We start from the raw sequence: 13,424 nt of genomic DNA on the forward strand, positions 1-13,424 counted from the left end.
AAAAAAGGATGTGACTTAACGTCACATCCTTTTCACATTAAACAAAATTCCTCGCATCATTATTTCTTCCAAACTTATAAATCGCAATTAAGAAGAATGCAATCGCGAAAGCGAATAAAATTAAAATGTTTAAATACAACTCAGAGAATGGAATTCCTTGCTGTAGTTTCGATACTGTGTCTAACAACCAGCGCTGTGGAAGAAAATTAGCTACTTTTTGTACTGCACTTGGCATAATGTCATATGGGAAATAACAACCCGCTAGTAAGCATGTTGGTACAATGACCATGTTTTGCATCGCATTTGCCGATGATGAGTTTTTTGAAAAAGCAACAATTACTAACGACATTCCAATCGCTATTAAAGCAAATATCATCAGTACACCAACCATAACGATGAAGGGCATATTGATATTCGTATGAAAAACATTCGTTAAGAATAGGATTGTAATCATAATTTGTACTGTTAATATAATCATATTTACCCCGACGTTAGATAATATAAATTTCTTTCCATCTATCGGCGTGGATAATAATCTAAAGTACGTTCTATTCTCTTTTTCTTTTAAAATATAGCCTGATAAGTTCACTGCTGAAAATAACATAAACATAATAAGATAACCCATCGTTTGGTTCGTCATATCTTTATTTTTCGAAGTATCTTCTAACGTCTCAGTCTTCACTTTAAATGAACTTTTTTGATATCCTGCGTACATCGTATCAAATGCACTTTGATCTGTTCCTGCTACTTTACTTATCGCTGCTACATTATTAATATAATTGTACAAATATGACTTAATAAACGCTGTTACTTGATCACCTTTAATCGATGAAATTTCAATATTGCTTGGTTTTCCTTCTCGGACACTTTCTGAAAAACCAGACTGTAACGTAATCACTCCATCAAGTTTTTTTGAAGTGAGTTTATCTTCTACTTCAGATTCTTTCACTTTACTTACTTTTACATGATTGATTTCTTCTAAAAATTTCACCGTATCCTTTGCTATCGACTCATTTTCTTTATTTATAACTCCGATATTTAACGTCCCTTGCCCCGCATTTCCATATATTGAAAAGGAGATTAACGTTCCTATTATCGGCAAGCTAATAATAATGAGTAACCCTTTTTTATTTTTCAAAAGGACTGATAATGTTTTTTGCATAAGCCATAAAATATCTTTCATACTATAGCCCCTCCCGTCTGCGTAATGCGATAATCGATATGAATAAAAAGAGTGCTGAGATTCCGATATTTAAAGAGATGACTGGTAGTGCCGCCCCTACATCATTTGCATAAATAATTTTCATAACGGCAGTGTTTGCCCACGTTAATGGTGATAAATTCGTAACGAAATTTTCTTCTACTACGAAGTATGCCCCGCCAAAAATAGAAGCTAGTTGTACGATAACTAAAATAATTGCTCTAGATGCTTCACCTGTTTTTGTAATATATCCGATGCCGAGGCCGAAGCTAGTTGCTAAAAGGACTTCTGTTAGTAAAATAAGTAAGACAACTCCAAGATGATCGCCCCAGTTAGCTTGAAAAACAAATTTACTAAATAAAACGACAAGTAGTATGCACAGTGCATTCGCCACCATATTACCCAATATTTTCCCGATAAAAATTTCCGCTTTCGTTATAGGTGCAGCAATGAGACGATCTCCTGTTTTACGTATTCGTTCGCCTCTAATTAAATTACTTGCTCCCATCGCACCATACAAAGCAACCATCGTTGTCATTACAATTGCATAGTAATCCATAGAACCTGGTTTTTTAGCCGCTTGTAATGCCGTTTCTTTAATATACTCATTACGTTCTCCATTCGGAATTATTGTGCTAATTTTACTAGGGTCTACTTTCTCAATCTCAACTACTACATTGTACTTATCAACAAATGTAGTCATCATTCCTTCAACTATGCTACTTTCAATACTACTTCTATCACTTCCGTAAAACTTTACCCCGTCCTTATTCAATTCTACATACGCAGCGTATTTGTTTTGTTTTACTTTTTCTTTTCCATCTATCTCTTCAGAAACTTTCTTAAAGTGAATACCAGATTTACTTACTTCTTTTGCAAATGCTTCAAATGATTGAGAAAACGTACCATTTGCTTCATCTTTGTATATCACTTGTATATCTTTAATAGTATGACTATCGCTATTAAATGCATTACTTAACGCTGTTCCTAACACAAGCATAAGTACAATCGGAAATGCTAACATAAAAACTAAAGTTCTTACGTCTCTAAATTCTCTTTTAATGTGCATAATTGCAATATTGAAGATGTTCAATTGATGAACCTCCCTTTACCTTTTCTTCATTTACCTTTTATTTATCTCGTAAGTTTCTTCCGGTTAAGGTAAGAAATACTGTTTCTAAGTTGGGAGCCTGCTCCTCTAATGAACGAATTTCAATATCATGATTGATACAGTGTTGAATGATTTTATTTAAATTATTTAATCCCGCATCAGAATTCACTTTAATTACGTTTTCTTCAATTTGAACTGCTTTCACACCGTTTATCTCTTTTAATTTTTCTACATCTAAATTCTCTACCGATTTCACTTCAATCCAAATATCTTTCGTGTCAGTAATAATTGCTTTTAACTGTTCTTTCGTACCTTCTGCAATTACTTTACCGTGATCTACTATCGCTATTTTCGTACAAATCTCTTCTACCTCTTCCATGTAGTGACTCGTATAAATAATTGTACTTCCCATTTCATTTAATTTACGTACTGACTGCAAAATGTAGTTTCTTGACTGTGGATCAATTCCAACTGTCGGCTCATCCATAATAATTAACTTCGGTCTATGAGCAATTGCACAAGCGATATTCAGTCTTCGCTTCATCCCACCAGAAAAGTTCTTCGGATAGCTTTTCTGTTTATCACTAAGTCCTACAAATTTAAGAGCTTCCTCTACCCTAGCTTTTAATTCGGCTCCTCGTAACCCGTACAATCCAGCAAAGAATTTCACATTTTCATAGGCAGTTAACTCTTCATAAATCGCAATATCTTGCGGAACAATACCGATATTCATTTTCGCAAATCGATTATGTTTCTTTATATTTTTTCCTAGTATGCTAATCTCACCTTCATTACTTCTTAACAAACCAGCAATCATATTTATCGTTGTACTCTTACCAGCACCATTTGATCCTAAAAAGCCAAATATTTCTCCTTCTTTAATAGATAAAGACATATTATCAACTGCGATGAAATCACCAAATTTTTTCGTTAAATTTTTAATTTCTAATGTATTCATCATTTTCACCCCTATTTCGGTTTCTCTGCTTTTAGTATAAACAAAAAGAATGAACCTGCTCAGTGCAGAAGTTCATTCTTTTCACATGAGAATATTCACTTTTTTCATATGAGATGGTTCATCCTCGTACCATTCTCTTTATATTGGCAACAACATCGTTACTGAAAAACCACTTGTCCCATCTACAATAATTTTTCCGTTTACAGACGCCGTTCGCTCCTCCATCCCCATAATACCGAGACCTTTTTTAACAAGAGCTACCCCTTTTCCGTTATCCTTCACTTGCACCTTAACCATCTTGTTAAGTACATGAATATCTATAGAAATAACTGTCGCATCAGCATATTTCATTGCATTTGTTAGTGCTTCTGTAACATTCTCACCGATAATTTTCCACTGAATGGGAGAAATCATATCTAAGTTCCCTTTGTATACAAAAGGAATATTCACATCATTCTTACCGGCAAATTCCTCTATGAATAATTTGATACGATGAATGCCAATTTGCTCAGTTGGAGGCTTCATATTTTTTAATGTAATGCGAATACTTTCAATTCCATCTTTTGAAATGTGAATTGCATTTTGTAATAACTCCGCAGATTTTTCTTTATCTATTTCCATTAACCTTTTTGCTGCTTCCATTTGAATAAGTGCACCCGTCATCGAGTGACCAATTTTATCATGAATTTCTTGCGATAACCGATTTCTCTCTTCTAGCTTAAATGTGTATTCAGATTGTCTTATGTACTCTTTATTTTCATGTAAGCTTTTCGTAAGTCGTTGCATATCTTTTCGCATCTTATCATTTTGCGATTCAAGCTTTACTACACGCGATATATATCGATCTGCTATAGTTAAAACGAGAAAAGAAAATGCAACAATTAATCCATAAGTCATTCGAATACTTTCATCTGCAATCGTAATTGGGAGCATCATAACAACAAAGCGTGGCCAATTCTTTTCTATGTAATGGAATGTAATTTCGTATAAGTTCAAAGGTAAAAACAAAATAAAAAATGGATGAACCCTCCATGTAAATAACATAATTATGCCAATTGACATACAGATTAATAATTTTTATACGTATCTTTTTAAATATAGAAATCATTACGTTTACAGAGAGGTAAATAAGTAAAGTAAATATAACCCAAGGTAAATTTACTACATTTGCGTAAATATAACTAAACACAATATATAAAAAGACAATTAATTTACTTACAGTTAGCCAAAATTCCATATCACTAATCTACTTTCCCTGTTAAGTAATAAATCGCAATTTGTGTGCGATGTTCAAGTCCAGTTTTCCCTAAAACTGACGTAATATAATTTGCAATTGTTCCTTCAGATATAAAAAGCTGTTTCGAAATTTCTTTATTCGAGAAACCTTTTGCAATTAATGCGATAATACTAAGCTCCCTTTCTGTGAAAAGGCTCTTATCAATTTTACATTCTTCCTCTTTACTTTCCATTAAATTAGACTTAATTTTATCGAGGACAACATCTTGCATAACAGTTTGACCGTTATATACTCCTTTTATCGCATCACGAATACGCTCCGGATCGTTATTTTTTAACAAATAACCTTTCGCTCCGTTTTTTACTGCATCCAAAATATATTCATCATCATCAAACGTCGTTAAAATAAGCGGTTTTGTTTTCGTCTCTTCACAAATGAACTTCGTCGCCTCTACCCCGTTCATATTTGGCATGCGAACATCTAAAAGAGCAATATCAACTTCATGCTTTTTACAATATGCTACAGCTTCTTCCCCATCATTTACAGTATCTACTACTTCGAACTCTTCGTATGTATTTAAAATAATTTTCATGCCCTCTCTAATAAAAGAGTTATCATCCGCTATTAATATTTTAATTTTCATGTTTGTTAGTATGGCCCTTCCCCTACTAACATTCACATCCTTTCTCCGTGTAACATTTCCTACTTGCTCATTATATACTTCTCTTTACCATTTTTTCACACCTTTTTTCATCTAGCTCTCCTGCAAAAAATATATTATTCTTTTTTTACAATATGTGTAGGGTGACTTATCATTCTTTACGTCTATATAATAGAATGCGTCAAAAAGGAGGGAGAGACCCATTGAGGAAAAACAATTAATTGAAAAAGCACAGCAAGGAAGCGAGCATGCTTTTCGTATCCTTGTACAAACATATCGTCATTATATTTTTCAAGTTATCTTTTCTATTTTAAGACATGAAGAAGATGCGAAAGATGTTACACAAGAAGTATTCGTAAAAATTCACACCTCTCTCCCAAATTATCAATTTCGCGGATTAAAAACGTGGATGGCGCGTATTGCCACCAATCACGCTATTGATTATAAGAGGAAGAAAGCTAGAGAAAGTGAAGAACTCTCCTTATGTAAAGAAGCTGAGGAAAATATAAAGTCCTCTCATAATATTGAGGCTTTATTATTGACGAAAGAGCAGAAATTACTCATTGCTCAAAAACTGAGAGAACTTCCCGAAAATTACCGTGACGTCGTTCTCGCACATTACTTAGAAGAAAAAAGTTATCAAGAAATTGCTTTACAGGAAAACATCGAAGTAAAAACAGTCGAAATGAAACTGTATCGGGCACGAAAATGGATTAAAAAACATTGGAAGGAGGAAGAGTTTCTATGATGCATTATTCAAAAGAAGATTGGCGCAATTATACATTAGATTTTATAGAAAACAATAAACGTGAATCTATGGAAGAACATCTTTACGAATGTGATCATTGTTTAACACTTTATATGGAAAGTATTGATGAACAACATGAAAACCTTCCAATGATAAATGATGATTCATTTACGAACGAAGTTATGACGCAAATTAATTTTGAAACGCTACAACCTAATGAAAATATAAAAACAAACTCACTAAAGCGCACAATTATTCACTACATAATTGCGACTGCAGCTACAATTATTTTTATGGTAAGTGGTTTATTCCAATATATTTTTACAGCGACATCAAATTTCGAGAAATCTTCAAAACATAACGAGTCTTCTATCTCACAACAAATTGTAAACAAATCGGTAGACACACCAAAAAAGGACGGAGGTTCAAAGCATGAATAAAAACCCCTTTTTAGCACTTGTATTAGGGCTAATTCCTGGGCTTGGACATTTATACTTAAAAAAGCTAGGACGGTTTATTTTATATAGCGGAGGATCTTTATTTCTATTCTCCTTTGCAGTATTTTGTACCATAGTAGTAAGAGAACGTGATATTGCTTTTCTTTCTCTATTTTTACTAGCTGTTCTATGGGTAATTAACTTACTAGATTTAGTTATCACCATTATAAAACAAACGAAAAAACAAGAAGCTGGAGAATTGATAAATTCCTCTAAAGAGAGCGAACGATTTTATATCATTCTCCTATCCATCATCCCTGGACTTGGCCATTTCCAATTAGGACTTATGCAACGCGGTCTTACGTTTTTAGTCGCTTGCGCTGGCTTAGGCAGCATGATTATATTTGTAACATTATTAACATCTCAAGGAAGTTTCCTTATCTTTCTTATTACGTTACCTGTTTTATGGATTTATAATTTCTTTGACGTTGTTCAGCAACTACAGAAAAAAGAACGCGACGAGCAATTAATTGACCGTACTATTTTCGAAGATTTTGAAGAACATCGAGAGCAAGGAAAGAAAAGTAAAACATTTGCTTCTATTTTAGCGATGTTCCCTGGAGCAGGTCATATGTATTTAGGTTTACAACGCCGTGGTCTTCAGCTTATGGCAGCCTTTTTACTATCTATTTATTTACTCGACTTATTAAGACTTTCTGCGTTTTTATTTTTAGTACCAATCATTTGGTTCTATAGCTTTTTTGATGCGTTACAGCAAACAGCAAAATACGGAAAAGAACGAGTACAAGACGAACCCATTATCGATTATTTTATAAATCATCAAAGATGGATCGGTATCGGATTAATTACACTCGGTGGTTATTATTTATTAAATCAAACAGTCCTTCCTATTTTGAATGATTATTTTGTAACTATATTTAATATTCATCTTAGTGAACTATATTATCGCTATTTCCAGACATCTATCGTTGCGCTCCTTTTAATTGGCGGCGGCTTTAAATTGTTACTTGGAAATAAAGAAAACAAAGGTGGGACAAGCGAATGAGGACTTGGCGTGTTGGAACATTCTCAATGGGGCTTTCTATTATATCGTTAGGGTGCTTTTTACTATTTTCAGTCGTAAAAGGAATTCAAGTATTAGATACACTAACTGCATGGTGGCCAGTTTTACTTATCATACTTGGAGCTGAAGTTTTACTATACCTTCTATTTTCTAAGAAGGAACAATCATTTATTAAATATGATATTTTTAGTATTTTCTTTATCGGTGTTTTAGGAAGCGTCGGAATTGCTTTTTACTGTTTATTATCAACTGGATTACTAGAAGAAGTTCGTCACTCTATTAACACAACGAGGCAAACGAGTAATATTCCAGACGGACAATTTGATATACCTGAATCTATTAAAAAAATCGTAGTAGATGCGGGACATCAACCTCTAACGATAGAGGGAAATAATACAAATCAAATTCATCTTTTGGGAACTTATGAAATGACAACGAAAGCAAATGAAAAACTCAATTTAAAACAAGATGATTTCCTTTCAGTTCAAACGGCTGGAGAAACGATGTATATCACTTTAAAATCATTACCTGTTCAGCATACGTTATTTAATTCAGCACCACAGGTGAAACCAACGCTTGTTCTTCCGCAAAATAAAAATGTGGAAATCCGTGCTTCAAATAACGAACTATCTCTTTATCCAGGTCAATTACAAAATAATTGGTTTGTACAGGAAAGCTCAAGAGTATCTGTCCATCTTGCAAAAGAGAGTGATGTATCTTTAACAGCAGTAACAAATCAAAAAGAAACACACGGAAGCACACCTTGGGAACAAGTAGAAGATTTAACGAAAAACGAAAATACTTCTTCAGAAGAACATCCAGAATTAAACAACCAAGAACATTGGTATAAAAATTCGATTAAAACTGGAAATGGCACGTACAAGTTAAATATTGAGAAAGCTTATAATTTGAATATGAGTGTTCTCGAAAAATAAAAAACCTTCCGCAATTGCGGAAGGTTTTTCTCATATAATCGCTTTAATTCCTTCTAACACTAATCCAATCATAAATCCGCAAACCGCCCCGTTCACTCGGATCCACTGCAAATCTTTACCGACATTATTTTCAATCATTTCGATTAACGTTTTATCATCTAACTTATCAAGATTTTCTTGTACAAGCTTACCGATTTTCGAATGGTTTTTTTCCACAAGTGTAACAACTTGCTTTTGTAACCACTCCTCTATTTTTTGAACAGTTTGTTCATCTTCTTTTATTTTGTTCATTTGTTTTTGTAAAAATGGAATAACATATTTATCAGCAAATTCTTCATTATTTACAAAAGCAACTGCTCTTTGTTGTACTTGCTCTAGCATCTCTTTTATTTTGTCAGTAGCATTCCAACTGGCAATCCATTTTTCTTTCCAATTTTCTAATTCTTGTAGTAACGCTTCATTTTCTTTTACATTTATAATTTCTTGACGAATTTTCGCTAATATAAGTTGTCTCGTGCTATTATCTGCATCTTGTAAGCTGTTAATATTGCTAATAATAAACTTCTGCAAAATGCCGCCAATTTTATCTTCATCTACAATATTCATAAACGATTTCAATGTAAACTGTAAGAATCCATCTACTTTTATATTTTCCATCGCCTTCATACCTAAACTTCCAAGCTGGTAGCGTGCTTCATCTTGCGCTGTCCAATCTTTCACTTTTACTAAAATGTAATCAAGTGTCTTCTCATCATATTCTTGCACAACTAATTGATCAACAAGCACTTGTAAAATGTTACTTGTATTAATTGTATGCAAATATGTTTTTAATTCTTTTTCAATAATAACAGCTAACTTTTCTGTATCTATTGTAACAATTGCTTTCTCTGCAATCGTTACAATCCCCTTTTTCACAGCATCAGACTGCATTTCTCTCTCAGCAATTTGCAGTACCATTTGTGCTAACTGCATCTCTTTTACTTTATTCGTAATACTTTCTTTCGTCAGCCATTCATTTTCTAACGTATTGATGAGCCCTTTCGTTACTCGTTTACGATTTTTAGGTAACAAAGCTGTATGCGGAATTGGTATTCCCATCGGGTGACGGAATAATGCTGTAACTGCGAACCAATCTGCAAGCCCGCCAACTAACCCAGCTTCAAATCCCCCTTGTATAATCTCTCCAGCTATCGTTCCTTGAAAAGGGATAGAAGCCGCAAAGCCGACACCCATAACCCCAAGTGAAATACCCGCTATATATTTAGTCTGTAATGACATCGTATACACATCCTCTTATTATGTAAAATAAAGCTTTTTGTTGTATTTATTCAATATTAGTTATCCTTTATATATACTATAAAGAACTATTGTGAAAATAACAAAGATTTTTATGTACATGAAAAAATGAGGCTACAACTAGCCTCATTTTTCTTATATCGTTAATTCCAAACCTTTCCTATAATATTCATCCATTGTATCGTTTGGAACCATACTTCCACCCGTTCCCCACACAATATGAGTACCTTTTTTCACCTTCTCTGTTAACTGTAGCTTTTGTAAATACTCATCTTCTTTACATACTTTCACTGGCCCTATCATACCTGCTAGTGCAGAAGGCTCTAAATAAATATTCTCCGTATCAGCTAGCTCTTTTAACAATCTATATAACTCTTCATCGCTTACTGTGTAATTCCCACTCAAAAATGGTTCCATCGTTTTACCGACAAATCCAGATGGCCTTCCTACCGCAAGTCCATCCGCATCTGTTACATTATCAATTCCGATATCTTGAACGGAAATTTTGTCATGAAGGCCTGTCATTAAGCCGAGTAACATACAAGGAGAATGTGTTGGCTCTGCAAAGTAACAATGAACATTATCTTTATACAATAACTTTAAACCGAATGCTACTCCGCCAGGTCCTCCTCCTACTCCGCACGGAAGGTAAACAAATAAAGGATGGTCTTTATCTACTACAACCTCTAACTCTTCTAATTGCTTTTGTAATCGTGATGCTGCTACTGCGTATCCTAAAAATAAATCATGTGAGTTTTCATCGTCTACAAAATAACAGCTAGGATCCGCATCCGCTTGTCTTCTTCCTTCTTCTACTGCTTTACTATAATCATCTTCATATTCAATAACGTTTACACCTTTACTTCTTAATAAATCTTTCTTCCATTCTTTTGCGTCTGCTGACATATGAACAGTTACATTAAAACCTAGATTCGCACTCATAATCCCTATGCTAAGTCCTAAATTCCCTGTAGAACCTACTGCAATTGAATATTTGGCAAAAAACTCTCTACATGTATCACTATCTAAAATGGAATAATCATCTTCTTCTGTTAACATACCGTGCTGCAATGCTAGTTGCTCAGCATGTTTCAACACTTCATAAATGCCACCCCTAGCTTTAATTGATCCTGATATTGGAAGATGACTATCACATTTTAATAATAATTCTCCTAAAATAGGTTGCTCATATTTTCTCTCTAAAGCTTCTTTCATAGAAGGTATTTTCACTAAAGGTGATTCGATTATGCCGTTCGCCCCTTTCGTTTCAGGAAAAACTTTCGCAATATATGGTGCAAAACGCTTTAATCTCTCTTCCGCATCTTTTACATTCTCTTCATTAAGTGGTGAATCTTTTATTGCCGTTTCATACTTTTCTATGTTTGGGTTTATCCAAAATACTTCTTCTGTTGCAATAAGTTTATTCACTAATGGGTATTCTGCTTGTAATGCCCCTATTTCTTTCATTTTGTTTCCTCCTTATATCCTTGTAGCTCACCATATAATAAATTATAATTAAATTAATTTAAATATAGTTTAACACAAATTGTTCACTTTAATTAATTTTAATTTAATTTATTTAAATATAATTTAATAATTATTAAGGAGATTTTCATTATGGAAAATATAGATATTGGTAAAAAAATTGAAAAACAAAGAAAAGAAAAAGGTTTAACTAGTAAAGAACTAGCAAAGATGGCCGATATTACACCATCAATGTTAAGTCAAATTGAGCGCGGGTCCGCTAACCCTTCTATCCAAACATTAAAAGTGCTTGCTAAAGCTCTTGATGTGCCAACATTTAGCTTTTTACTTGAAGATACAAATACAGACGATTTAATTGTACGTTCCCATAAACGAAAGAAAATGATTATTGATAATTTATCATATGAAATGCTTTCACCTGATTTCACTGGAAATTTAGCAACAGCAATTATGACCGTCCCGCCTAATACAGCTTCATCAGAAAATGTGCTAGAACATAAAGGAGAAGAATTAGCATTTGTCTTAGAAGGGAAAATCACATTATATTTAAATGAGGAAGAATACGTATTAGAAACTGGTGACAGTGTAAAGATACCTGCTTATTTAAAGCATAAATGGGTGAATCATTTTGAAAAAAACGCGATAGTCTTATTTTCTGTTACTCCGCCGATTTTTTAATATATCAATAAAAACAGGATGATTCTTATAAAGTGAGGATTATCTTGTTTTTATTAAATAAGAAAGTGAAATTTTTGTTAAAAACTTAACAGTTGAACCCAATCCGAACAATCCTCCTAAAAACATATTTACAAGTAAAACTATCCCTCCCATTGATGCTAACGTATCATGAGTCAGATTCATCCCACCACTACCAGAGGCACTTGTAATATTCACATAAAAATAAGAAATATGTAAAAATTAATTAATTTTTCAGAATTTTGTTGAAAAATATGGTAAAATCACTCTTATACTTCTTCTATTTTGCTATTATAGAAATAATTAAATTAGGATACTTTTATCGAATGGGGAATATATAATGAGTGTATTATTAAAAGGGCATGAACAGATTGTCAACGAATTAAACATTTTATATCAAGTAATGGTAGCGGAGCAATTAATTGAAGCGAAACAATTAAAAGAAAAAATAGAGAAACAGATTAATAAAATTGAAGCTGATCAAACTCTATCGCTTTACTACTCCCTACTAAACTTTAAATATAAGGTCCTAACCGATTGGACAAACATTAAGTATGATACTTTTAGTCAAATTGTTCGTTTAGACAATCCAATAACTGAAGACTTTATTACTTATTATTATCACTTTTTTAAAGCTGAACATGCTACCATTATTGGAAATTATGATGAAGCAAAAAAAGAATACGAAAAAGCTGAATCCCTTTTAAAACATGTACCAGGCGAACTAGAAGAAGCTGAATATAAATATAAATTTGCTATATTTAATCACCATACAAACAAACCACTTACAGCAATCAATTATGCAAATCAAGCTAAAGAGATTTTCTCAAAATATCCACGTTATGAAATTAAAATAGCTCTATGCGAAAACATTTTAGGCTCATGTTCTGTTTATTTAAAACAATTCGAACAAGCCGAAGAGAACTATAATTCAGCAATCAATATTTTACAAAAGCTGAAAGACGATACACTAATCTTAAAAGTTCGAAATAACTTAGGTTGGCTCTACTCTTCTCAAAATCTATCAACCCTTGCTATTAGACATCTTACAATAGTTACAAACAAATTACCTAAACACCTAAAAGCCAATTTTCTACAAGCCAAAGAACATTTTAGTTTAAATGAAAAAGAACTTGCAAACGATTGGGTTCAAAAAGGCTTAGAAATTTGTAATGAATTAAATAATCAAGAATATAAACACCATTTCACTATCTTAAAAACACAACACACTGGTATTCTAGACGACTTAGAAAACGCAATCATTGCAGGCACTACATATTTTAACAGTAAAGAATTATACGATTATGTACAAGAATATTACGAATTATTAGCAGTAGAATTTCATAAAGTGAATAAAATAGAGAAATCTCAAAAATATTTTTCAAAACTTACGAAGCAAAACAAAAATTATTAACTAAGGAGGCACTAAGATAATGAAAAAGATTAGTTTAGCTATTTTAACCTTTACATGCATACTTGCTTTTGGATTTAATAATTTTACTGAAAATCAACAAGCAAAACAACTTCCAAAATGGGATACAGATAAACAAGAAACACATGCAGACCTATAGAAAC

12 protein-coding genes and 2 pseudogenes are annotated in these 13,424 nt (G+C 32.9%); 7 read left to right on the forward strand and 7 right to left on the reverse strand.

Features of this window, described 5'->3' with window-relative positions:
- Positions 1-37: 37 nt before the first annotated feature.
- From IQ781_RS06755 to IQ781_RS06775, 5 genes and pseudogenes are all read right to left on the reverse strand, one after another.
- A complete protein-coding gene (locus IQ781_RS06755) occupies positions 38-1,183 on the reverse strand; it encodes an ABC transporter permease (protein WP_063220027.1) in 1,146 nt (381 codons plus the stop codon).
- A 1-nt stretch (position 1,184) separates the two neighbouring features.
- Positions 1,185-2,294 carry an ABC transporter permease gene (locus tag IQ781_RS06760; protein WP_001020160.1) on the reverse strand — a complete coding sequence of 370 codons (1,110 nt, stop codon included), beginning with the start codon at positions 2,292-2,294 and terminating at the stop codon, positions 1,185-1,187.
- 37 nt (positions 2,295-2,331) lie between these two features.
- Positions 2,332-3,270, reverse strand: a complete 939-nt coding sequence (locus tag IQ781_RS06765; protein WP_001093804.1) for an ABC transporter ATP-binding protein — start codon at positions 3,268-3,270, stop codon at positions 2,332-2,334.
- 138 nt (positions 3,271-3,408) lie between these two features.
- Positions 3,409-4,507, reverse strand: a pseudogene (locus tag IQ781_RS06770) (sensor histidine kinase).
- Between the two features lie 4 nt (positions 4,508-4,511).
- Entirely contained in the window at positions 4,512-5,150 is a 639-nt protein-coding gene (locus IQ781_RS06775) for a response regulator transcription factor (RefSeq protein WP_000694093.1), read from the reverse strand.
- Between the two features lie 325 nt (positions 5,151-5,475).
- Between IQ781_RS06775 and IQ781_RS06780 the strand changes: the two genes are divergently transcribed.
- Genes IQ781_RS06780 through exsE form a run of 4 tightly spaced genes read left to right on the forward strand, consistent with a single transcriptional unit; the run spans position 5,476 to position 8,372 of the window.
- Complete coding sequence (locus IQ781_RS06780; protein WP_229172584.1) at positions 5,476-5,916, forward strand: RNA polymerase sigma factor; 441 nt, start codon at positions 5,476-5,478, stop codon at positions 5,914-5,916.
- Positions 5,913-6,356 (forward strand): hypothetical protein, encoded by a 444-nt coding sequence (locus IQ781_RS06785; protein ID WP_063220025.1) that lies wholly within the window; start codon positions 5,913-5,915, stop codon positions 6,354-6,356. The genes IQ781_RS06780 and IQ781_RS06785 overlap by 4 nt, the downstream gene beginning before the upstream one ends.
- Positions 6,349-7,419 carry a hypothetical protein gene (locus IQ781_RS06790; protein ID WP_001039115.1) on the forward strand — a complete coding sequence of 357 codons (1,071 nt, stop codon included), beginning with the start codon at positions 6,349-6,351 and terminating at the stop codon, positions 7,417-7,419. Before IQ781_RS06785 ends, IQ781_RS06790 begins: the two co-directional genes overlap by 8 nt.
- A complete protein-coding gene (gene exsE / locus IQ781_RS06795) occupies positions 7,416-8,372 on the forward strand; it encodes an exosporium protein ExsE (RefSeq protein WP_001261422.1) in 957 nt (318 codons plus the stop codon). Before IQ781_RS06790 ends, exsE begins: the two co-directional genes overlap by 4 nt.
- A 30-nt stretch (positions 8,373-8,402) precedes the next feature.
- On the opposite strand, the gene IQ781_RS06800 is transcribed toward exsE, so the two are convergent.
- Positions 8,403-9,650, reverse strand: coding sequence for a DUF445 domain-containing protein (locus tag IQ781_RS06800; RefSeq protein WP_063220024.1), 1,248 nt, complete (start codon positions 9,648-9,650; stop codon positions 8,403-8,405).
- Positions 9,651-9,803: 153 nt separating this feature from the next.
- Positions 9,804-11,135 carry a D-serine ammonia-lyase gene (locus IQ781_RS06805; protein WP_063220023.1) on the reverse strand — a complete coding sequence of 444 codons (1,332 nt, stop codon included), beginning with the start codon at positions 11,133-11,135 and terminating at the stop codon, positions 9,804-9,806.
- Positions 11,136-11,285: 150 nt separating this feature from the next.
- Between IQ781_RS06805 and IQ781_RS06810 the strand changes: the two genes are divergently transcribed.
- The 3 genes and pseudogenes from IQ781_RS06810 (at position 11,286) to IQ781_RS06820 (ending at position 13,420) form a co-directional block, all read left to right on the forward strand.
- A complete protein-coding gene (locus tag IQ781_RS06810; protein ID WP_063220022.1) occupies positions 11,286-11,831 on the forward strand; it encodes a helix-turn-helix domain-containing protein in 546 nt (181 codons plus the stop codon).
- A gap of 358 nt (positions 11,832-12,189) precedes the next feature.
- Positions 12,190-13,283 (forward strand): annotated as a pseudogene (locus IQ781_RS06815) (response regulator aspartate phosphatase).
- Entirely contained in the window at positions 13,283-13,420 is a 138-nt protein-coding gene (locus IQ781_RS06820; RefSeq protein ID WP_000724010.1) for a hypothetical protein, read from the forward strand. The pseudogene IQ781_RS06815 and the gene IQ781_RS06820 overlap by 1 nt, the downstream one beginning before the upstream one ends.
- Positions 13,421-13,424 lie beyond the last annotated feature (4 nt).

The sequence above is a fragment of the Bacillus sp. N447-1 genome, from assembly GCF_022701035.1.
In the GTDB taxonomy this organism is placed as follows: Bacteria; Bacillota; Bacilli; order Bacillales; family Bacillaceae_G; genus Bacillus_A; species Bacillus_A cereus.

Coding starts and splice junctions, on each gene's coding strand:
- IQ781_RS06755 (WP_063220027.1), bottom strand. CDS start 1,183: ATGAAAGATATTTTATGGCTTATGCAAAAAACATTATCAGTCCTTTTG.
- IQ781_RS06765 (WP_001093804.1), bottom strand. CDS start 3,270: ATGAATACATTAGAAATTAAAAATTTAACGAAAAAATTTGGTGATTTC.
- IQ781_RS06775 (WP_000694093.1), bottom strand. CDS start 5,150: ATGAAAATTAAAATATTAATAGCGGATGATAACTCTTTTATTAGAGAG.
- IQ781_RS06785 (WP_063220025.1), top strand. CDS start 5,913: ATGATGCATTATTCAAAAGAAGATTGGCGCAATTATACATTAGATTTT.
- IQ781_RS06790 (WP_001039115.1), top strand. CDS start 6,349: ATGAATAAAAACCCCTTTTTAGCACTTGTATTAGGGCTAATTCCTGGG.
- exsE (WP_001261422.1), top strand. CDS start 7,416: ATGAGGACTTGGCGTGTTGGAACATTCTCAATGGGGCTTTCTATTATA.
- IQ781_RS06800 (WP_063220024.1), bottom strand. CDS start 9,650: ATGTCATTACAGACTAAATATATAGCGGGTATTTCACTTGGGGTTATG.
- IQ781_RS06805 (WP_063220023.1), bottom strand. CDS start 11,135: ATGAAAGAAATAGGGGCATTACAAGCAGAATACCCATTAGTGAATAAA.
- IQ781_RS06810 (WP_063220022.1), top strand. CDS start 11,286: ATGGAAAATATAGATATTGGTAAAAAAATTGAAAAACAAAGAAAAGAA.
- IQ781_RS06820 (WP_000724010.1), top strand. CDS start 13,283: ATGAAAAAGATTAGTTTAGCTATTTTAACCTTTACATGCATACTTGCT.